General features: G+C 70.1%; 19 protein-coding genes. 13 read left to right on the top strand and 6 right to left on the bottom strand.

Going from position 1 to position 20,427, the window contains the following annotated elements; translation table 11 throughout:
* The first annotated feature begins 60 nt into the window (after nucleotides 1-60).
* The 5 genes from ABFX54_RS13205 to ABFX54_RS13185 all read left to right on the top strand — a co-directional run bounded on the left by ABFX54_RS13205 (nucleotide 61) and on the right by ABFX54_RS13185 (nucleotide 5,785).
* Nucleotides 61-1,341, top strand: coding sequence for an extracellular solute-binding protein (locus tag ABFX54_RS13205; protein WP_346104584.1), 1,281 nt, complete (start codon nucleotides 61-63; stop codon nucleotides 1,339-1,341).
* A complete protein-coding gene (locus tag ABFX54_RS13200) occupies nucleotides 1,338-2,297 on the top strand; it encodes a carbohydrate ABC transporter permease (RefSeq protein ID WP_346104582.1) in 960 nt (319 codons plus the stop codon). The genes ABFX54_RS13205 and ABFX54_RS13200 overlap by 4 nt, the downstream gene beginning before the upstream one ends.
* Entirely contained in the window at nucleotides 2,294-3,142 is an 849-nt protein-coding gene (locus ABFX54_RS13195; protein WP_346104580.1) for a carbohydrate ABC transporter permease, read from the top strand. Before ABFX54_RS13200 ends, ABFX54_RS13195 begins: the two co-directional genes overlap by 4 nt.
* Before the next feature lie 9 nt (nucleotides 3,143-3,151).
* Nucleotides 3,152-4,519: a glycoside hydrolase family 5 protein gene (locus ABFX54_RS13190; protein WP_346104578.1), complete on the top strand. Its 1,368-nt coding sequence runs from the start codon at nucleotides 3,152-3,154 to the stop codon at nucleotides 4,517-4,519.
* Between the two features lie 639 nt (nucleotides 4,520-5,158).
* On the top strand, nucleotides 5,159-5,785 hold the full coding sequence (locus ABFX54_RS13185) for a hypothetical protein (protein WP_346104576.1): 627 nt from the start codon (nucleotides 5,159-5,161) through the stop codon (nucleotides 5,783-5,785).
* 101 nt (nucleotides 5,786-5,886) lie between these two features.
* On the opposite strand, the gene ABFX54_RS13180 is transcribed toward ABFX54_RS13185, so the two are convergent.
* Together ABFX54_RS13180 and ABFX54_RS13175 are read right to left on the bottom strand one after the other, a co-directional pair.
* Nucleotides 5,887-6,183 (bottom strand): hypothetical protein, encoded by a 297-nt coding sequence (locus tag ABFX54_RS13180; RefSeq protein WP_346104574.1) that lies wholly within the window; start codon nucleotides 6,181-6,183, stop codon nucleotides 5,887-5,889.
* A 254-nt stretch (nucleotides 6,184-6,437) separates the two neighbouring features.
* The gene (locus tag ABFX54_RS13175; protein ID WP_346104572.1) at nucleotides 6,438-7,202 is read right to left on the bottom strand and encodes a CGNR zinc finger domain-containing protein; all 765 of its coding nucleotides are present in this window, start codon (nucleotides 7,200-7,202) and stop codon (nucleotides 6,438-6,440) included.
* A 28-nt stretch (nucleotides 7,203-7,230) separates the two neighbouring features.
* On the opposite strand from ABFX54_RS13175, the gene ABFX54_RS13170 reads away from it, so the two are divergent.
* Nucleotides 7,231-8,121: an arginase family protein gene (locus ABFX54_RS13170; protein WP_346104570.1), complete on the top strand. Its 891-nt coding sequence runs from the start codon at nucleotides 7,231-7,233 to the stop codon at nucleotides 8,119-8,121.
* Here the strand turns inward: ABFX54_RS13170 and ABFX54_RS13165 are convergent.
* The gene (locus ABFX54_RS13165) at nucleotides 8,111-9,670 is read right to left on the bottom strand and encodes a DUF4434 domain-containing protein (protein WP_346104568.1); all 1,560 of its coding nucleotides are present in this window, start codon (nucleotides 9,668-9,670) and stop codon (nucleotides 8,111-8,113) included. The two genes, ABFX54_RS13170 and ABFX54_RS13165, sit on opposite strands and share 11 nt — an antisense overlap.
* A 98-nt stretch (nucleotides 9,671-9,768) precedes the next feature.
* Between ABFX54_RS13165 and ABFX54_RS13160 the strand changes: the two genes are divergently transcribed.
* The gene (locus ABFX54_RS13160) at nucleotides 9,769-10,575 is read left to right on the top strand and encodes an SDR family NAD(P)-dependent oxidoreductase (RefSeq protein WP_346104567.1); all 807 of its coding nucleotides are present in this window, start codon (nucleotides 9,769-9,771) and stop codon (nucleotides 10,573-10,575) included.
* Between the two features lie 31 nt (nucleotides 10,576-10,606).
* Here ABFX54_RS13160 and ABFX54_RS13155 read toward each other — a convergent pair whose 3' ends face one another.
* Nucleotides 10,607-11,746: an FAD-dependent oxidoreductase gene (locus ABFX54_RS13155; RefSeq protein WP_346104565.1), complete on the bottom strand. Its 1,140-nt coding sequence runs from the start codon at nucleotides 11,744-11,746 to the stop codon at nucleotides 10,607-10,609.
* 332 nt (nucleotides 11,747-12,078) lie between these two features.
* On the opposite strand from ABFX54_RS13155, the gene ABFX54_RS13150 reads away from it, so the two are divergent.
* The 6 genes from ABFX54_RS13150 to ABFX54_RS13125 are packed head-to-tail and all read left to right on the top strand — an operon-like array spanning nucleotide 12,079 to nucleotide 18,070.
* The gene (locus tag ABFX54_RS13150) at nucleotides 12,079-13,173 is read left to right on the top strand and encodes an ABC transporter ATP-binding protein (protein WP_346104563.1); all 1,095 of its coding nucleotides are present in this window, start codon (nucleotides 12,079-12,081) and stop codon (nucleotides 13,171-13,173) included.
* Nucleotides 13,166-14,260: an ABC transporter ATP-binding protein gene (locus ABFX54_RS13145; protein WP_346104562.1), complete on the top strand. Its 1,095-nt coding sequence runs from the start codon at nucleotides 13,166-13,168 to the stop codon at nucleotides 14,258-14,260. The genes ABFX54_RS13150 and ABFX54_RS13145 overlap by 8 nt, the downstream gene beginning before the upstream one ends.
* The gene (locus tag ABFX54_RS13140) at nucleotides 14,257-15,162 is read left to right on the top strand and encodes a carbohydrate ABC transporter permease (protein WP_346104560.1); all 906 of its coding nucleotides are present in this window, start codon (nucleotides 14,257-14,259) and stop codon (nucleotides 15,160-15,162) included. Before ABFX54_RS13145 ends, ABFX54_RS13140 begins: the two co-directional genes overlap by 4 nt.
* Nucleotides 15,163-15,167: 5 nt before the next feature.
* A complete protein-coding gene (locus ABFX54_RS13135) occupies nucleotides 15,168-15,989 on the top strand; it encodes a carbohydrate ABC transporter permease (RefSeq protein WP_346104558.1) in 822 nt (273 codons plus the stop codon).
* 2 nt (nucleotides 15,990-15,991) lie between these two features.
* Nucleotides 15,992-16,267: a DUF2160 domain-containing protein gene (locus ABFX54_RS13130; RefSeq protein ID WP_346104556.1), complete on the top strand. Its 276-nt coding sequence runs from the start codon at nucleotides 15,992-15,994 to the stop codon at nucleotides 16,265-16,267.
* Nucleotides 16,268-16,285: 18 nt separating this feature from the next.
* Nucleotides 16,286-18,070: an ABC transporter substrate-binding protein gene (locus ABFX54_RS13125; protein ID WP_346104555.1), complete on the top strand. Its 1,785-nt coding sequence runs from the start codon at nucleotides 16,286-16,288 to the stop codon at nucleotides 18,068-18,070.
* A gap of 37 nt (nucleotides 18,071-18,107) precedes the next feature.
* Here the strand turns inward: ABFX54_RS13125 and ABFX54_RS13120 are convergent, their stop codons facing one another.
* Nucleotides 18,108-19,148 (bottom strand): dienelactone hydrolase family protein, encoded by a 1,041-nt coding sequence (locus tag ABFX54_RS13120; protein WP_346104553.1) that lies wholly within the window; start codon nucleotides 19,146-19,148, stop codon nucleotides 18,108-18,110.
* On the bottom strand, nucleotides 19,138-20,418 hold the full coding sequence (locus tag ABFX54_RS13115) for a Gfo/Idh/MocA family protein (protein ID WP_346104551.1): 1,281 nt from the start codon (nucleotides 20,416-20,418) through the stop codon (nucleotides 19,138-19,140). The genes ABFX54_RS13120 and ABFX54_RS13115 overlap by 11 nt, the downstream gene beginning before the upstream one ends.
* Nucleotides 20,419-20,427 lie beyond the last annotated feature (9 nt).

Here is a 20,427-nt window from a genome sequence, read left to right as displayed (position 1 = left end):
GCGGCATCGAAATTATCGGGGGGTTCACGAAACTTTCGCCCAGCTGAAGAAGGGACCCCTATGAGACGCAGTCTGGTGCTGGCCGCCGCCGTCGTCCTCCTGGCCGGCTGTAGTGGTGGAGGTGAACCCGCTCCACAGCAGAGCGCGGGCGGCTCGCCCGCGAAGGTCACGCTGGAGTGGTGGCACCTGTCGACCGCCGAGCCGCTCAAGTCGCTCTGGGCGCAGCGGGCCAAGGAGTTCGAGGCCAAGAACCCGCACGTCACGATCAAGGCGACGGTGCTGGAGAACGAGGCGTACAAGGCCAAGCTCACCACCATCACGCAGTCGGGCAACGCCCCCGACATCTTCGCCAGCTGGGGCGGCGGTGTGCTCAAGCAGCAGATCGACGCGGGGCTGGTCAAGGACATCTCCGCCGACGTCGCCGACGTGCTGCCGAACTTCACGCCGGCCGCGCTGAGCGCGTACCAGCTGGACGGCAAGACGTACGGCCTGCCGACCGACATCGGCATGGTGGGCTTCTGGTACAACAAGAAGCTTTTCGAGAAGGCGGGCATCACCGAGGCGCCGGCCACGTGGTCGGCGTTCCTTGAGGACGTCAAGAAGCTGAAGGCCGCGGGCGTCACCCCGATCGCGCTGGCCGGCAAGGAGAAGTGGCCCGGCCACTACTACTGGGCCTACCTCGCGATGCGTATCGCCGGCCTGGACGCGCTCAAGCAGGCCGCCGTCGACCACGACTTCACCAAGCCCGACTTCGTGGCCGCGGGACAGCAGGTCAAGGCGCTGGCCGACCTGCAGCCGTTCCAGAAGGGCTTCCTCGGCGCGGCCTACTCCACCCCCGACGGCCAGTCCGCGACCGTGAGCAACGGCAAGGCGGCCATGGAGCTGATGGGCCAGTGGGCGCCGAGCGTGCAGGCCGACGCGGGCAAGGGCCTCGGCGACGACCTCGGCTTCTTCGCCTTCCCCTCCGTCGAGGGCGGCAAGGGCTCGGCCGGTGACGCCTTCGGCGGCGGTGGCGGGCTGGCCGTGGGCACGGACGCGCCCAAGGAGGCCGTCGACTTCGTCAAGTTCATGACCGAGATGGGCAACCACAGCAAGGCCGTCGAAGCGGGCGGCGTGCTGCCGGTGCTCAAGGGCGAGGAGAGCGCGGTCAAGGACCCCAACCTCAAGCAGGTGGCGACCATGCTGGCCAGTGCCAGCGGCTACCAGCTCTACCTCGACCAGGCCTACCCGCCGGCCGTCGGCCAGCAGGTCAACGACAGCGTGGCCGAGCTGATCGCCGGCACGAAGACGCCGGAAGAGGTCGGCGCGGACATCTCCGAAGTCGCGAAGAGCGAAGGATGACGACTCTCACGAGAGGGCCGGAGGCGGTCAAGCTTCCGGCCCCCGCCCCCGCCGCCCGGCGCAGGGGACGCTGGGTGAGCATCGCCCTGTTCCTGCTGCCCGCGCTGGTGCTGTTCCTCCTGCTGGTCGTGGCCCCCATGCTGGTGGCCCTCTATTCGAGCGTGTTCAGGTGGAACGGCTTCGGCGGCCTGCCGACCGACTTCATCGGCCTGGACAACTTCACCCGGCTGTTCACCAGCGAGATCTTCGCCCAGGACATGTGGCACCTGCTGGTCCTGGTGCTGCTGTCGGTCTGCGTGCAACTGCCGTTCTCGCTGGCCATCGCCATGCTGCTGAACCAGCGCATCCGCGGGCGGGCGCTCTACCGGGTGCTGTTCTTCGCGCCGTACGTGCTGTCGGAGGTCATCACCGGCGTGCTGTTCTCGCTGATCCTCTCGCCCGGCTCGGGCATGGCGAACCAACTGCTGTCGGTGTTCGGCTGGGAGTCGGAGTGGCTGGCCGATCCGAACACCGTGATGCCGTCGCTGTTCCTGGTCATGACCTGGAAGTACTTCGGCTTCCACATGATGATCTATCTGGCCGGCCGCCAGAACATCCCGAACGAGCTGATCGAGGCCGCCCAGATCGACGGTGCCACGGGGTGGAAGACGTTCAGGCACGTCACGCTGCCGCTGCTCGGCCCGACGATCCGGATCAGCGTCTTCCTGTCCGTCATCTACACGATCCAGCTGTTCGACCTGGTCTGGATCCTCACCGGCGGCGGCCCCTCGCACTCCTCGGAGACGATGGCCGTCACGATGATGGACTGGGGGTTCAAGCGCTCCCAGGTCGGTTACGCCAGCGCGATCAGCGTGGTGATGTTCGCCCTCAGCCTCGTCTTCGCCCTCCTCTACCAGCGCTTCGTGATGCGCCGTGACCTTGAGGGCGCCACCACCAGCGCGGGAGGACGGCCATGAGACGTGATCGCCGCAAGCCGGCCACGCCACGGCGCAACACGCTGCCCCTGCACATCATCGCGATCGTCGTGGGCCTGTTCATGGTCGCCCCGGTCGGGTACGCGCTGCTCGGCGGCTTCAAGGACAACAGCGAGCTGTCCGGCAACCCGTTCGGGCTGCCGGAGGCGTGGATCACGGCCAATTACACCGACGTGCTCGGTTCGGGCTCGTTCTGGCTGCAGGTCTGGAACAGCACGTTCATCGCGGTCGTCACGACCGTGCTGACGGTCGCGCTGGCGGCGCTGGCCGGGTTCGTCTTCGCCAGGTTCGCCTTCCGCGGCAGGGAGCTGTTCTTCACCCTGTTCACGGCGGGGCTGATGTTCCCGTTCGCGGTGGCGATCCTGCCGATCTTCGTGCTGCTGCGCACGTTCGGGCTGCTGGACAACCCGCTGGGCGTGATCCTCACGCAGGCCGCCTTCGGCCTGCCGCTGACGATCATCATCCTGCGCGGCTTCTTCCGCAGCATCCCGGGCGAGATCGAGGAGGCGGCCACGATCGACGGGTGCTCGCCGTTCGGGTTCTTCTGGCGGATCCTGCTGCCGATGGCCCGGCCCGCCATCGCCACCGTCTCCGTACTGGCCGTCGTGGGCAGCTGGAACAACTTCATGCTGCCGCTGGTCGTGTTCAGCGAGGAGAGCAGCTGGACGCTGCCGCTGGGCATCCAGCAGTTCCAGGGCCAGTACGCCTCCGACACCGCCCGCATCCTGGCCTATCTCATCCTGGCCATGGTGCCCGCGCTCGGGTTCTACGCCATAGCGGAACGTCACCTGGTCGGTGGTCTCACCGCCGGTGCCACGAAGGGGTGATCAGACTTCATGCTGAACGTGTCCGGAACCCATCTCGTCCGGGACGACGACACACCGGTACGCCTGCGGGGGGTGGGTCTCGGGGGCTGGATGAACATGGAGAACTTCATCACCGGCTATCCGGCGAACGAGACCTCCATGCGGCACGCCGTGCGCTCCGTCCTCGGGGACGACCGGGCGGAGCTGTTCTTCGACCGGCTGCTGACCTCGTTCTTCACCGAGCGGGACGCCGCGCTGCTGGCCGGGCTGGGCGTCAACTGTGTGCGCATCCCGGTCAACTACCGCCACTGGGAGTCCGACGACCGCCCGATGGAGATCGACGGGCGCGGCTTCCGTCACCTCGACCGGGTGATCGGGCTGCTGGGCGAGCACGGCGTCTACAGCGTGATCGACCTGCACGCGCTGCCCGGCTCCCAGAACCAGCACTGGCATTCCGACAACCCGACGCACGTGGCCGCGTTCTGGCAGCACCGGCACTTCCAGGACCGGGCGGTGCACCTGTGGGAGGTCATCGCGGACCACTATCGCGACCATCCGTGGGTGGCGGGATACAACCCGGTCAACGAGCCGGGGGATCTGACCGGCAAGGTGATCGGGCCGTTCTACGACCGGCTGGTGAAGGCGATCAGGGCCGCCGATCCGGGCCACATCCTGTTCCTGGACGGCAACACCTACAGCACCGATTTCTCGATATTTCGTGAGGTGTATGAGAACACGGTTTTTGTCCTCCATGACTACGCGCTGGCCGGGTTCGCCCACGGGGGCCCGTACCCGGGATACACGCGCGGCGAGTGGTGCGACAAGAACGAACTGGAGCGTACGTTCGCCCGGCGCTCCCGCTTCCAGCGTGAGACCGGCACCCCGCTGTGGGTGGGCGAGTTCGGCCCCGTCTACACCGGCGACCCCGCCGTGGACGCCCAGCGCTACCAGATCCTGCGCGACCAGCTCGACATCTACGACGAGCACGGGGCGGGCTGGTCGCTCTGGACGTACAAGGACGTGGGGTTGCAGGGCCTGGTGCACGCCGCGGGGCCGTACCTGGACCGGTTCGGCCCGTTCATCGCCAAGAAGCGGCGGCTCGGGGCGGACCGGTGGGGCTCGACGATGGAGGAGTCGGCGGACGAGCTGGCGCCGCTGCACACGCTGATCGAGACCGAGTTCCCCCGCTGGGACCCGTACCCGTGGGGCGCCCGCTACCAGGCCGACGACCTGATCAGGCACATCCTGCTGGCGCAGGCGCTGCTGCCGGAGTACGCGGAACTGTTCCGCGACCTCGGGGACGACGAACTGCTCGCCTTGGCGGATTCGTTCCTCCTGGAACGCTGCGTACGCCGCGAGCCGTTGCTCGACCTCCTGTCCGCCAACCTCCTGGAGTAATCGCCTGCCTTCGATGACCTCATGTTCGTAGCTTCGAGTCATGCTCTACGCGCCGCCGCAGCTGACCTCCGCCGATCTCCGAGTTCTCGCGGACCTCGAAGAGATGCGCCACCACCTGTGCGTACACCTCCGCAAGGAGGAACAGTGGATCAGACAGCTGCGGCGGAGCCTGACCGCCAGGGCCGTCGTCGGCTCGAACACCATCGAGGGTTGTGCGGCCTCGATCGACGACACGGAAGCCCTGATGGCCGGGGAAGCACCGCTGGAGACCAACGACGTGACACGGCGGGAGCGGGTGAACCACCAGCGGGCGATGACCTGTATTCAGGCGCTCCCAGACGCCGGCGCCGAGTTCCGCTACGACCTCGGGCTGCTGAACGGCCTGCATTTCATGATGCAGGAGCCGCACACGAGAAAACGACCAGGCCGGCTCCGGACAATGCCGATCTACATCAGGAGTGCTGACGATCCGATTGTCGCCGCCTGCAGGGGGCCCGACCCCGGCTTGGTGACCGGGCTCATGGACGAGCTCGTCCGATGGCTCAACGAGGGTGATCTGGACGCACCGGTCCATGTGCGGGCCTCGATGGCGCACCTGAATCTCGTAATGATCCACCCTGGGCCGACGGGAACGGGCGCATGTCGAGAGCGCTGTCCACGCTGGTGTTCGCCAGGGAGGCCCTGCTGCCGCCGGAGTTCTCCTCCATCGAGGAGTGGCTGCTTCCGGCCTTCTGGACGTCGCGCCTACGGCGGACCGTGTACCAGCAGGATGCCGGCCTCAGCCCGCAGCAGGCCGTGCGCGTCGCCCAACCTGTGACCGGCCACCTCGCCGGGCAACTCGACGTCGGTCGTCTTGCCGAGACGGTACGACTTCAGCCCGCCGGCTCCCGACGGAAGACCGTGGCGGCGATCGAGGACCTCAGCACCGAGAAGAGGCCCTGCCGCCATGGCGACCTCGTGCTCCTCGACACGCTCACCGGCAAGAAGCGCAAGGGCGAGACCATCAGGGGCCTGGACCCCGGCGTCACCCAGGTCTACCTGCGCACGTGGTTGAGCGAGGACGAGGTGACGGTGCTCACGACGTCGGTGCGGTGCAGGGCGGCCTCGGAGGTGCCGGACGACGAACCGGCGGCGATCGACCCGCCGTATCGGACCATGACCGCTTATGCGGTGAACGTCAGGACCGGCCAGGCCAGGAGGCTCGCCGAGTTCAGGGCTCAGGGGGTCTTCGAGCTGACCCTCCCCGGGCCTCCGGGGGCGATGTGATCGTGTTCGGGAGGCAGGGGCGCCGCTACGGGAGGCGTGGGCGCCGCCGAAGGATCGACGGCCTTCCCTGGGCGTGTGACCCGGTCGGGTGGCGGCCGTCGTCAGCCGGTCATCACCCGGTGGGGGCCCGGCACGTCCTTCGGCTGTCTGATCACGCGGTACCAGCCCTTCGGCAGCGTGATCGCCGCGTGCTCCTCGTGCACGAGCCGGCCGCCGACCGGCAGGTGCAGGAAACCGCGTGACAGCGTGCCGGGGCCGGGGATGGCGTGGGCGTGCCCGGTCGCCTCGCCGTAGGACAGCACCAGCCGCCCACGAGCGTCCCTGGGCTGGGAGAGCGACACGACGGGAGCGGTCTCCTCGGGGATGGGCATGAGCAGGATGTCGCCCTGGCGGTACATGGACCAATGACTCCTTCGGATCGGGTGATGATCGAAAGTTAGCGGCCCGCACCGACAATTCCCGCCCCCGGCTGCCATCTCCCGCCCGTCTCCTCCGTCCCGCCCCCGTCGTCGGTTCCAGCCCCCGCTGCCACTTCCCCCCTCCGCCTCACCCCGGCCGATGTCGGCGCGGGCCTTCAGGGGTGACGGGCCCGCGAGGTGGCCGCGACGCACACTCAAGCGGTGGCGGGCCCAGGAGGCGGCGGCGTGGGCGGTCAGCGGTGGCGGGCTCGGGAGGCGGCGGCGTGGGCGCGGTTGGCGCAGCGGGTCGAGCAGAACTGGCGCCGGCCCGGGCGGCTCCTGTCGACGAAGGCGTCCTGGCAGGGGCTGGCCGCGCACAGCCGCAGCCGTTCCCAGTCGCCCGACGCGGCGAGGTCCAGCAGTTCCGTCACCGCCCGCACCGTCAGCCGCTGTCCGAGTGAGGCGGTCGAGGGGGCGGCGAGCCGCAGGACCGGGGTGCCCGCCGACTCCGCCACGACCGCGCGCATCGGCGCCTCGTCCGCCCATCGCGCCAGGGCCCGCGCCCGCCGCGCCGGATCGCCCTCCAGGACCCGCCGCAGCCGCGACCGCACAGCCCGCACCTCGTCCAGATCCGCCGCACTCACGGAACCGGCGCGGGGATCGGAGTCACCCAGTACGCCCGCCGGACCGGCGCCGGAATCGAGATCACCCGCTGCGCCCGCCGGACCTGCGCCCGTCTCGGAGCCGCCCGCCGCACCGGCCTCGGGATCGGGGCCGGGATCGGAGGCGGGGGCCGGGGCCGGGGCGGCCGGTAGGCCCGTCGGACTGGCGCCGGCCTGAGCGCTGCTCGTCATGCTCGCCGGCTCAGCACCCGGGTCACCGAAACCCGGCACACCCAGTTCGGCGCAGAAGCGTCGCAACGCTGAGACGTCTGGCAGGCGTTCCGGGTCGTCCAGATACTCGTCCCAGGTGTTGGCCAGGTCGATCGCCACGAGACCCGTCTCGGCGTACTGGCGCATCCGCTCACCCCTTGCTAACGTCAGGACTATGAACATAGTAACCACTGACAGACATCTGGTCATCCTCGACGCCCCATCCAACCTCGGCCTGCGCCCACCGGCCCCCGGCGTCGTGCCGGGCTGTTACAAGGCCCCGTGGGCGCTGCGGGACACCGGCCTCGTCCGGCGGCTCGGCGCGTCCGACGCGGGCGCCCTCGTCCCGCCCCGCTACGTGGCCACGTGGAAACCGGGTGACGGCGTGCGCAACGGAGCCGCCATCGCCGCCTACGCCCGCGCCCTGGCCGGCCGGGTGAGCGGCATCAGGCGCGACGGCGGGTTCCCCGTGCTGCTCGGCGGCGACTGCTCGATCCTGCTCGGCCCCGCGCTGGCGCTGCGTGAAGCGGGCCGGTACGGGCTGGCGTACCTGGACGCGCACGCCGACTTCCGCCACCTGGGCAACTCCCCGCATGTCGGCTCGGCGGCCGGCGAGGACCTGGCACTGGTCACCGGGCGGGGCGAGGACTACCTGACCGACATCGGCGGGCTGCGGCCGTACGTCAGGGACGAGGACGTGATCGTGCTGGGCGTGCGGGACGAGGAGGATCTGCGGGACATCGCGGACAGCGGGCTGGCGTACGTCCCCGCCGGCGACCTGGACGACCTGAGAGACCGCGCCACGCGGGTGCTCGGCCGTGACGAGCTCGACGGGTTCTGGATCCACGTGGACGCGGACGTGCTCGACCCCTCCATCCTGCCCGCCGTCGACTCCCCCACCCCGGGAGGGCTCGACGCCGCCGAGCTGACCGAGCTGCTGCGCACGCTGCTGGCGCTGCCGGGAGCCGCCGGGCTTGAGGTGACGATCCTGGACCCCGACCTGGACGAGGACGGCAGCCAGTCCGCGCTGCTGGCCGACATCCTGGTCGCCGCGCTCACGGGCTGAGCGGCAGGACGTACGGGTTCGTGCTGGAATGGCCGGCCGCGTTGGTGGCCGTGATGAAGGTCCAGGAGGCGGAGGGCACGTAGGGGGCCCAGGCCGATTCGAGCCGGTCCCTTCCGTACCACTCCTGCCGCACCGCCACCCCCGCGAAGCTCAGCGTCCCCCCGCGCAGGTTGTGACCCTCGACCAGGATGCCGGGCCGCCCGCCGAGCTCCTTCGGGTACGCGTTGACGATGATCGGCTGCTGCCACCCGGCCGCGATGTCGTCGGCCAGCGACGGCGTGTCGTAGCGGGCCTGGCAGGTGAAGAACGGGTCCCATCCGTACGAGATGATCTTCGCGGCGTGCCGTCCCGCCGCCATGACCTGGAGGTCGAGCCGGCTCTTCGTGGTCCGCCCGCGCGGCGGCAGCGGGTCGAGCCGACCGCACTCCCCGGGGGCGGGCGTGGGTTCGAAGCCCTCGGCGTTCACCCAGAGCTCCACCCCGTCCGGCACCCGCCGCGCCGCCGCCGCGACGTAGTCGCCGGTGGAGCCGTGGTACGCCCGCGCGTTGCTCACCTCGCCCACGACCGGCACCAGCCGGGGCGCGACCGAGGCCCCGGCCTCGTGCGCCGCGTACACCGGCACCTTGCCGGTGCCCCGCCCGTCCTGGACGGCGACCGCCATGGGCAGGCCCGCGCGGGTGGCCGCGATGTCCGCCAGCCCCTCCCCCGCCTGCGCGGGCGGGAAGCCGCGCCCCCTGCGCGCGTCGATGTACGGGCTGACCACCAGCTTCTTGCCCGGCAGCGCGGTGGCGACGACGGCGTGCTGGGCCGCGTACAGCTCGATGATCGGATCGCGGTGAGACCGCGCCCGCATGGCCAGCTCGAACGACTGATACATCCCGCCGAAGGAACTCAGCCCGCCGAAGCGCCGCCCGTAGTCGGCCAGCACCCGCGCGGTGAAGGCGTTGAGTGCGGCGAGGTGGCCGAGGTCGGGCTCCCACGGCTTGCCCTCCCGCTGCGGCGCGGCGGGGAGCCCGGGGAAGACCGTCATCCCGTACGCGCTCGCCTCCCGCATCAGGTGGCCGAGCCCGTCGCCGTCGGTGGAGATCAGGACGAGGTCGTGCTCGGCGTCGGAGCAGGACCCGGCCAGCGTGAGCCGGTAGACGATCCGGTCACCGGTCTCGATCCGCCGGTCGATCCCGGGGCAGCGGAGCAGGCCCGGCCCGAACTCCTCAGCGCTCGCGTAGGAGTAGACCTGGCGGACGCGCTTGCCGGGCACCTCGGCGCACGGCCGGCCGTCGACGAGGCAGCCGTCGAAGTCGGGGTCCTGGCCGGCGGCGAACCGGGGGCCGAAGGTGATCAGCGTGTCGCCGCCGATGGCGTGGACGGCCTCGACCATGCGCCGCGTGACGCACAGGTCGGCGCGCGGCATCACCCAGTAGCCGGTGACCGCGTAGGGGGCCACGACCCGGGTGTCGCGGGCCGGGCACTCCTCCGGCTCGGGGTCGCGGGGGACGATCAGGCCCGCCACGAAGGCGACCGCCACGACGAGCCACAGGATCCGGTGCACCCACGCCCCTTCCACGCTCCACCCAGCCTACGCATCGCACCCCCGGTGCGGGCCGCCCGGAGGTGATCGCGGAGAATGGCGGCAGGGGGTGGGACGACATGCAGATCGACCTCAGCGGAAAGACCGCGCTGGTCACTGGCTCGACCCAGGGCATCGGAGCGGCCATCGCCACGGGGCTGGCCAGGGCCGGAGCCCAGGTGGGGATCAACGGCCGCAGCGAGCGCTCGGTGGCCACGGCGATCGAGCGGATCACGAAGGAGTTCGACGGCGAAGGCTCGGCGCACGACCTGGTCGCCGTTCCCGGCGACGTCTCCTCGGACGAGGGCTGCGAGCAGGTGCTGGACGCGCTGCCGCAGGTGGACGTCCTGGTCAACAACCTGGGCATCTTCGAGGCCAAGCCGCCGCTGGAGATCAGCGACGCCGAGTGGCGCCGCTTCTTCGAGGTCAACGTGCTGACCGCGGTCCGCCTGACCCGCGCGTACCTGCCGGGCATGCGCGAGCGCGGCTGGGGCCGCGTCCTCAACATCGCCAGTGACTCGGCCATCGTCACGCCCTCCGAGATGATCCACTACGGGACGTCGAAGACGGCGCTGCTGGCGGTCTCCAGGGGCTTCGCCAAGGAGGCGGCGGGCAGCGGGGTGACGGTCAACTCCGTGATCGCGGGCCCGACGCACACGGGCGGCGTGGAGGAGTTCGTCTACCAGCTCGTGGACAAGAAGCTGCCCTGGGAGGAGGCGCAGCGGGAGTTCATGCGGCTGCACCGGCCGCAGTCGCTGATCCAGCGGCTGATCGAGCCCGAGGAGATCGCGAACATGGTGGTCTACCTCAGCTCGGCGCTCGCCTCCGCGACGACGGGTGGCGCGCTGCGGGTGGACGGCGGTTACGTGGACGCGATCCTGCCGTAAGCACACATTCCACTCGGACGGGCATAAGCGGTCAGCGGCGGTCGAGGCCCGACAGCTGCCAGGCCAGGCGGCGCCGCACGACGGGCAGGCGGCCGGCCAGACGCAGCACCGCGTTGCGCAGCGGGCGCAGCGCGGCGCTCGCGGTGGCCAGCGAGGTCAGCCGGCTCGCCAGTCGCACGACCTTCTCCGCCACCGGCCGCCGCGCGCCCGCGTAGGCGTCGAGCAGGGAGTCGGGTCCGCCCGCCAGCACGCCGGCCAGCGCCTCGCCCAGCTTCACCGCGTCCTCGATGCCGAGGTTCATCCCCTGCCCGCCGGCGGGCGAGTGCAGGTGCGCCGCGTCCCCGGCGAGCAGGATGCGCCCGTGGCGGTAGGTGTCGGCGATCCGGTGGTGCACGCGGAAGCGGGAGCCCCAGACGACCTCCTTCACCACGGCGGGCTCGGCCTCAGGCCCGCGCGTGTCGAGCAGGCGCTGCACGAACGCCGCGTCGGGCTCGTGCGGGGCCTCGTCCACGGTGGCCACGATCCGGTGGAACCCGTCGGGCAGCGGGGCGACGACCACCAGGCCGTCGGGCGAGAAGTACAGGATGACCTCGTCGCTCGGCACCCCGCCGGTCAGCCGCACGTCGGCCAGGGAGAACGACTCGGCGTACGTGCCGCCGCCGAAGCCGACGCCGGACTGCTCGCGGACGAGGCTGTGCATCCCGTCGGCCCCCACCAGGTAGGAGGCGCGCACGGCGCTGCCGTCGGCGAGGGTGGCGGTGACGCCGGAGCCGTCCTGCTCGATCGCGGTCACCCTGGCCGGCCGCAGCACCTTCCCTCCCAGCTCCTCCAGCCGGGCCAGGAGGTACGCCTCGGTGTCCGCCTGGGAGATCATCAGCGTGTACGGGTACCGCGTCGGCAGTCCCTCGAAGGGCACCGGCACCAGGAGCCGGTCGCGGTCGCGGATGGTGAAGCGCGGCGTGTGCACCCCGCGCGCGTCCAGGGCCGGGCTGACCCCGTACGGCTCCAGCAGCTCCAGCGTGCGCGAGTGCACGACGGCGGCCCTGGAGGTGTTCGTGCCCTCGGCCTGCCCGTCCACGATGACGACGTCGTGGCCGAGCTGGGTCAGGACGACGGCGGCGGTGAGCCCGACGGGGCCGGCGCCGACGACGAGCACATCGGTGGTGATCATGATTCCTCCCCAGTGGGCCAACATTCGTTGGCCAACACGTGTTGACGATACCTAGGCCCCTCCCGAGATGTCAACGCTTGTTGGCCAACAGTGGTTGGTGCAGCTCCCACCCCCAGGCCCGCCCTATGCCGCTATGTCGCGAAATATCCCCCGCCGACGCCGCCGACCAGGCCAAGGGCGGCCACGGCGATAGCTCATCCCGTTCACGCCCTCCCCGCCCTTGACAGCGACAGAAAACATCAGTCACTCCGCCATCAAATACACCAGAACAAAGCTTTGCGCCCACCTTCAAGTCGTGTTAGAAGGGAGAGAAGCAGAGAGGACCGGGCACTGTGACGGTGATTCTCGACGGCATCTCCGTGCGCCAGCGCGGAGAGACCTGGCTGGACGACGTCAATCTCGAATTAGCACCAGGAATGACCACCGTCATCGGCCCGATGATGGCGGGAAAGACGACGTTGATGCGCGTCGCCGCTGGATTGCTGGCCCAGGAGACAGGCCGGGTGACGGTCAACGGAAAAGACGTCACCGGAATATCGGTGCGGAAACGATCGGTCGCCTTCGTCTATCAGCAATTCATCAATTACCCGTCGCTGACCGTCTACGAGAACATCGCCTCCCCGCTCCGCCTCGACCCGCGCTTCCGCCGCGACGGCGTCGACCGCCGGGTACGTGAGGTGGCCGAGCTCATGGGCCTGGCCGAGCTGCTGGGGCGCCGGCCCGCCGAGCTGTCGGGCGGGCAGCAGCAGCGCACCGCCATCGCCCGCGCCCTGGCCCGCCCCGTGGACCTGCTGCTGCTCGACGAGCCCCTGGCCAACCTGGACTTCAAGCTGCGCGAGCAGTTGCGCGCCGACCTGAAGGCCATGTTCGCCGGATCAGGCGGCGTCGTGCTCTGGTCCACCGCCGACCCGAACGAGGCGCTGACGTTCGCCGCGCCGACCGTGGTGCTGGGCGAGGGCCGGGTCAGGCACGTAGGGGACGTCGCCGACATGTACGCCCACCCGCCCACGCTGGCCGTGGCGGCCACGCTCAGCGACCCCCCGCTCAACCTGCTGCCCGGCGTCGTCCGCGACGGCCGCATCGAGGTGCTCGGCGCCTCCTTCCCCGCGCCCCGCGCGCACGCCACCGGCCACGGGGTCGTGCTCGGCGTACGCCCCCACCAGGTCACGATCGGCAGCGCGCCGGTCACCGACGCGCTGGAGCTGCCGGCCGAGATCAGGCTGGCCGAGGTGACCGGCAGCGCGACCTTCCTGCACCTGCTCCTCCAGGACGGCCACCACCTGGTCGCGCACCTGCCCGGCACCCAGCAGTTCTTGCCGGGCGAGAGCACGCGCGCGTACGTGGACCCCGCGCACGTCTTCGTGTTCGACCAGGACGGCGGCCGGCTGCTGGGCACCAGCGCCGCGGAGGTGGACCTGCATGGCTGACATCCGGCTGGAGGGCGTCGGCCACAGCTACGACGGCGGCCGGACGTGGGCGCTGAAGCCGATGACGTGGACGTGGCGCGGCTCCAGGGCGTACGCGCTGCTGGGCCCGAGCGGCTGCGGCAAGACCACACTCCTGAACATCATCTCCGGCCTGCTCACCCCCACGGTCGGCCGGATCTGGTTCGACGACCGCGAGGTCACCGGCGTGCCCACCGCGGGCCGCAACATCGCGCAGGTCTTCCAGTTCCCCGTCCTGTACGAGGAGATGTCGGTCTACGACAACCTCGCCTTCCCCCTGCGCAACCGCAAGGTGCCCAAGCAGGAGATCGACCGCCGCGTCCGTCAGGTGTCGCGATTGCTCGGCCTGGAGGAGGTGCTGCGCCGCCGCTCGCGCCGGCTCGACCCTGGCCGCCAGCAGATCGTCAGCCTGGGCCGCGGCCTCGTCCGCCACGAGGTGGCCGCGGTGCTGCTCGACGAGCCGCTGACCGTGGTGGATCCGGCGCTGAAGTGGACGCTGCGCAGCAAGCTCAAGGAGATCCACCGCGACACCGGCCACACGCTGGTCTACGTCACGCACGACCAGACGGAGGCGCTGACGTTCGCCGACGAGGTGGTGGTGCTCAACGACGGGGCGATCGTGCAGGCGGGCGAGCCGGCGGAGCTGTTCCTGTCCCCGGCGCACGAGTTCGTGGGCCACTTCATCGGCTCCCCCGGCATGAACGTGCTGCCCGCGGAGGTGAGCGGCGACGTCGTCAAGGCCGGGCGGTCCGTGGTCGGGGCGGTCGCGGACGGCCTGCCGCCGGGCCCGGTGCGGATCGGGGTGCGGCCGGAGTTCGTCCGGATCACCGCCGAGCGCGTCTCCCCCGGCGTCGCGGCCAGGGTGAAGGGGACCGACCGGATGGGCGCGTACGACCTGGTCCACACCACGGTCGGCGAGCACCAGGTGATCGCCAAGACCGAGGCGGGCTCATCGTACGAACCGGGCGCGCTCACGTTCCTGCACTTTCCCGCCGAGCGCACGTTCCTGTTCAGGGACCAGGTCAGGTGCGGCTCACTCGCGCCCCTGAACGAAGGGGGCCAGAGGTGAGCGAACAGGGCGACGTCCGGACGGATGAGCCGCGTCCCGCGCTGAAGCGCAAGGACAACCGGGCCTGGTGGCTGGTCCTGCCGGTCGTCGTGTCCGTGGCGTTCACGGCGGTGATCCCGCTGATGACCGTGGTCAACTTCTCCGTCCAGGACGTCTTCAGCCCGGTCGACCGGGTCTTCGTCGGCCTGGAGTGGTTCCGCTCGATCTCCAGGGACCCCGAGGTGCGCGCGGCGCTGGTGCGCACGCTGCTGTTCTCGGCGCAGGTGCTGCTGCTGGAGATCCCGCTGGGCGTGGCGCTGGCGGTGGTGATGCCGCGCCGCGGCGTGTGGGTGTCGGTCGCGCTGGTGCTGGTCGCGCTGCCGCTGCTCATCCCGTGGAACGTGGTGGGCACGATCTGGCAGATCTTCGCCCGCGGCGACATCGGGCTCGGCGGCTGGACGATCAACAACGTGCTGGGCGTCAACTTCAACTACACGCTGGACTCCACGGACGCCTGGATCACGGTCCTGCTCATGGACGTGTGGCACTGGACGCCGCTGGTGGCGCTGCTGGCGTACGCGGGGCTGCGCTCGATCCCCGAGCCGTACTTCCAGGCCGCGCAGATCGACGCCGCCTCGGCGTGGGCCACGTTCCGGCACATCCAGTTGCCCAGGCTGCGCGGCGTGCTGACGATCGCGGTCCTGCTCAGGTTCATGGACAGCTTCATGATCTACACCGAGCCGTTCGTGGTGACCGGCGGCGGGCCTGGCAACGCGACCTCGTTCCTCAGCATCCTGCTGTCGAAGATCGCGGTCGGCCAGTTCGACGTGGGGCCGGCGGCGGCGTTCTCGCTGCTCTACTTCCTGCTCGTGCAGATCCTCTGTTACGTCTTCTTCACCGTGCTCACCAGGTCAGGGAGGTGAGGACCATGACCAGGACCACCGGGCGGCGGCTGCCCTGGGCGCGCACGGTCTTCTGGCTCTACGTGGCCACGCTCATGCTGCCGCTGCTGTGGATGTTCGGCATGTCGATCCGCCCGAACGAGGACATCCTCGGCAGCTTCTCGCTCATCCCGCAGCGCGTGACGTTCGACAACTACGCCACCTTCTTCACCGACTCCTCGTGGTATTCGAGCTATCTGAACTCCATCGTCTACACCTCGCTGAACGCGGTCATGTCGCTCATCGTGGCGCTGCCCGCCGCCTACGCTTTCTCGCGTTTCCGGTTCGCCGGGGACAAACATCTGTTCTTCTGGCTGCTGACCAATCGCATGGCCCCGCCCGCGGTATTCCTGCTGCCGTTCTTCCAGATTTATCAGAGCGTCGGCCTGTTCGACACGCATCTCGGCGTGGCCATCGCGCACATGCTCTTCAACGTCCCGCTGGCGGTGTGGATCCTGGAAGGATTCATGTCCGGAATTCCGCGGGAAATAGACGAGACCGCCGCGATCGACGGATATTCGCTGCCGCGTTTCTTCGTCAAGATCTTCCTCCCGATGATCCGGTCCGCGATCGGCGTGACCGCGTTCTTCTGCTTCATGTTCAGCTGGGTCGAGCTGCTGATCGCCAGGACGATCACCTCGGTGAACGCGAAGCCGATCGCCGCGACGATGACGCGGACGGTGAGCGCGGCGGGCGTGGACTGGGGCCTGCTCGCGACGGCGGGAGTGCTCACGATCGTGCCCGGCGCGATCGTGATCTGGTTCGTCCGCAACTACATCGCCAAGGGCTTCGCCCTGGGAAGGGTCTAGCCGTGCTCGACTGGATGGTCTGGACCCTGCCCACCGCCCTGGTCTTCGCCGGGCTGGTCGTGCTGCTGGCCGTGATGGCGGTCTGGGGCCGGATCTCCCCTCCCGTGGCCAGGCGGGGCTTCCTGCGGATCGAGACCGACCGGGGCGACCGGCTCTACGTCGGGCTGATCAGCGCCGCCGTCGTCCTGGCCGGCTGGATAGCGGTCACCGACCTGTCCATGTGGCTCGCGCTCGGCTGCGCGCTGCTGGTGGCGGTCGTGATCGGCATGTGGGGCTAACAGAGAAGGAGCTGAACGATGAGGCATCGGGCAGGAAGGTCCGCGGCCGCAGGTCTGGCAGTGCTCGTCATGGTGGCGGCAGGCTGCACCCAGGGCGCGGACAAGCCCACCAGCGACTTCAAGGAGGCCGACGGGAAGGCGGCGGCCCAGAGATGGGTGACGGAGCAGTTCACCCCGAGCACGCTGTCCAAGGACCAGCAGCTCGCCGAGATGGACTGGTTCATCAAGGCCGCGGCGCCGTACCGCGGCATGCAGATCAACGTGGTCTCCGAGACGATCACCACGCACGAGTACGAGTCGCAGCAGCTCGCCAAGGCGTTCAGCGAGATCACCGGGATCAGGATCAAGCACGACCTGATCCAGGAGGGCGACGTCGTCGAGAAGCTGCAGACGCAGATCCAGGGCGACCAGAACATCTACGACGCCTACGTCAACGACTCCGACCTCATCGGCACCCACTCGCGCGGCGACTACGTGGTCCCGCTGTCGGACTACATGGCGGGTGAGGGCAAGAACGTCACCTCCCCCACGCTCGACCTGGACGACTTCATCGGCATCAGCTTCACCACCGGCCCGGACAAGAAGATCTACCAGCTCCCCGACCAGCAGTTCGCGAACCTCTACTGGTTCCGCTACGACTGGTTCACCGACCCGGAGATCAAGAAGCAGTTCAAGGCCGCGTACGGCTACGACCTCGGCGTCCCGGTCAACTGGGCGGCCTACGAGGACATCGCCGAGTTCTTCACCACCAAGGTCAACGGCAACGGCACCATCGACGGCAAGAAGGTCTACGGCCACATGGACTACGGCCGCAAGGACCCCTCGCTGGGCTGGCGCTTCACCGACGCCTGGCTGTCCATGGCGGGCAACGGCGACCCCGGCATCCCCAACGGCCTGCCGGTGGACGACTGGGGCATCAGGGTGGAGAACTGCCGCCCGGTCGGCTCCTCGGTGACCCGCGGCGGCGACACCAACGGCCCGGCCGCGGTCTACGCGCTCACCAAGTACGTGGACTGGCTGAAGAAGTACGCGCCCAGGGAGGCCGCGGGCATGAACTTCAGCGAGGCGGGCCCCGTCCCCGCCCAGGGCTCGATCGCCCAGCAGATCTTCTGGTACACCTCGTTCACCGCCGACATGACCAAGGAGGGGCTGCCGGTCGTCAACGGCGACGGCACACCCAAGTGGCGCATCGCGCCGAGCCCGCACGGCGCGTACTGGAAGGACGGCAACAAACTGGGCTACCAGGACGCCGGCTCGTGGACGCTGCTCAAGAACACCCCGCAGGAGCGCAGGGCCGCGGCCTGGCTGTACGCGCAGTTCGTCACCTCGAAGACGGTCTCGCTGAAGAAGTCGATCGTCGGCCTGACCTTCATCCGCGAGTCGGACATCAAGAGCGACTACTTCGCCGACAACGCGAAGAAGTACGGCGGCCTGATCGAGTTCTACGGCTCGCCGGCCCGCGTGCAGTGGACGCCGACCGGCACGAACGTGCCCGACTACCCGAAGCTGGCCCAGCTGTGGTGGCAGAACGTGGCCACCGCCGTGACCGGCGAGACCACGCCGCAGCAGTCGATGGACAACCTGGCCAAGCAGCAGGACGACATCCTGTCCCGCCTGGAGCGCCTGTCGCGCGAGCGACAGGGGTACGGCGGCCAGTGCGCGCCCAAGCTCAACCAGGAACGCCCGGCCCAGTACTGGTACGACCAGCCGGGCGCGCCCGCGCCGAAGCTGGCCGACGAGCGCGGCAAGCCGGAGACGGTCGACTACGACAAGCTGATCGCCACCTGGAAACAGGGGAACTGACAAGACGACCGCCGCCCGTGGCAGGAACGGGCGGCGGTCAGCCTTTCAGGTGCGCGCCCAGCCAGTCGAAGGCCCGCTCCTGCATGGGCACGTCGAAGCTGTGCGGCACGTCGGCGAAGACCGCTTCGTAGGCATCCGGGGCCTGCGCGTAGCGGTCGCCGATGATGGTGTGGGCCCGGCGCATGCCGTCCTCGGGGAAGAGGCGGTCGCGCATGGCGTACTGGACCATGAGCGGTCGTGGGGCGCGGGCGGCGACCAGATCCGGCCAGTCGCCCAGTCGCGGCAGCCCCGGCGGCCAGAACATCCAGGTGTGCAGGGGCACGTGCGCGGCCAGCATCTCGCGGAAGGTGGAGGTCATCGCGGTGACGACGACCGCGCTCATCTCGGGGTCGAAGGCCCCGAGCAGCGCGGCCCGCGCGCCGCCGCCCGACAGCCCGGCGCAGCCGACGAGGCCGACGTCGGGGCGCGAGCGCAGGTAGGCCGCGGCCGCGAGGTCCTCCCCCGCGACGACGCCGGTGAACGAGGTGCCGAGCGCCGCGCACTGCTTGGCCACGACGTGCTCGTGCTCCTTGGCGGCCCGGTCGTAGCGGTCGGCCTCGCTCAGCGGGCCGTCGGGGAGCTCCAGCGGGAAGCGGCGGCTGCCCCACACGAACACGTCGTGGGCCAGCACCGCGAACCCGCGCCTGGCCAGTTCCCCGGCGAAGGCGCGCCCGCCGTAGATCTCGTCCCGCAGCCGGCGCACCTCAGGCGACGGCCCTTCGGGACCGTCGGCGATCTTCTCCTTGCCGGCCCACTTCATGCCCGCGTGGCAGTGCAGCGCCACCACCCCGGGCAGCGGGCCGTCCGCACCGGCCGGTTTGAGCAGGTACGCGTGAGTACGCGGCCCGAAGCCCACCGACCACGACAGCTCCTCGCCGTCCAGGCCGTCCGCGCTCCAGGACCGCTCGACCCGCACGCCGGCCGCCACGAGGTCGAGCACCCCCACGGCCTCCCGCGCCGCCGCGGCCAGCTCCGGCCCCGGCAGCGTGGGGTAGAGGCCGAGCTGGGCCTGCGCGAGGCCGGCCAGCTCAGCGAACACGCGTGCCGCCGTCCGTGAGGTGCACGGGAGCCCCGGTACGGGCGGAGACGTTGGCCGCGTGGCCGGTCAGCACGCTGCGGATGCCGTCGCGGTAGCCGGCCTGCCGGGCCAGCGGGTCGTTGCCGGGGCCGCGGAAGACGTCGTTCAGCAGCAGCCGGTCGCCGCCGCCGTGCCCGCCGGCCCCCGTCTCGATCGGCACCTCCTCCGGCTCGCTCCAGTGCCGGCGCAGCGTGAGCCGCTCCGACGAGCCGGTCGCGTGCTCCTTGGCCGCCGCGCTCGGGTCGATGGCGGCGTGCGGAGGCGTCCACTCCCGCTCCACCACGTCCAGCTCCAGCCGCCCTGCCGTGCCGTTGAAGGCCACCCGGTAGCCCTCCCACGGCGAGTGGGCGTGCAGGGAGTAGGTCATGACGGCGCGGTTGGCGTAGCGGACCATCACCGACATGTTGTCGTCGATGTCGATGCCCTCGCCGAAGACGTCCTGGTCGCGGATGTAGCCGTCCTCGTGCTCGGCCTCCAGGTAGAGCCGCCGCAGCCGCTCGTCCTTGGAGATGTCCAGCAGGTACGGGTCCGTGCCCAGCCCTGGTGCGCCCTGGGCGCGCTCTGGACGCTCGCCCACGCCACGCTTCCTGGCGTTGTCGGCGCCGTAGAAGCGCAGGCCGGTCTGCGCGAAGACCAGCTCGGGCGCCGAGTCGAGCCACCAGTTCATCAGGTCGAAGTGGTGGGTGGACTTGTGCACCAGCAGCCCGCCGGAGTTGGCCCGGCCGCGGTGCCAGCGGCGGAAGTAGTCGGCGCCGTGGATGGTGTCCAGCATCCACTCGAAGTGCACCGAGGTCACCTCGCCGATCGCGCCCCGCATCAGCAGGCGGCGCACGGCGGAGTTGCGCGGCGAGTACCGGTAGTTGAAGGTCACGATCAGCTTGCCCGAGCTGCGCTCGGCGGCCGCGGCGATGGCCGCGCAGCCGTCGGCGTCGATCGTGAGCGGCTTCTCCACGATGACGTCGCGCCCGGCGTCGAGCGCCGCGCACACGTATTTCGCGTGCGTGGCGTCGACGGTGGTGACGATGACCGCGTCGGCGAGCTCAAGCACCTTGCCGAACTCCGCGGGCGCGAAGCGCGGCACCTCCTGACCGATCCGCTCGGCGTAATAGTCCATGCGGGTCCGGTTGGTGTCGCACAGGGCGACGATGGTGCCGGCGTCGCGCCACTCCCCGAGCAGCGCGTCGACGTACATCTGCGCGCGGTGCCCGAGCCCGACGAACGCGTACCTCATGCTTCTCCT

The sequence above is a fragment of the Nonomuraea maheshkhaliensis genome (assembly GCF_039529435.1).
GTDB lineage: Bacteria > Actinomycetota > Actinomycetes > Streptosporangiales > Streptosporangiaceae > Nonomuraea > Nonomuraea maheshkhaliensis.
This window is presented reverse-complemented; position numbering and strand designations above follow the sequence as displayed.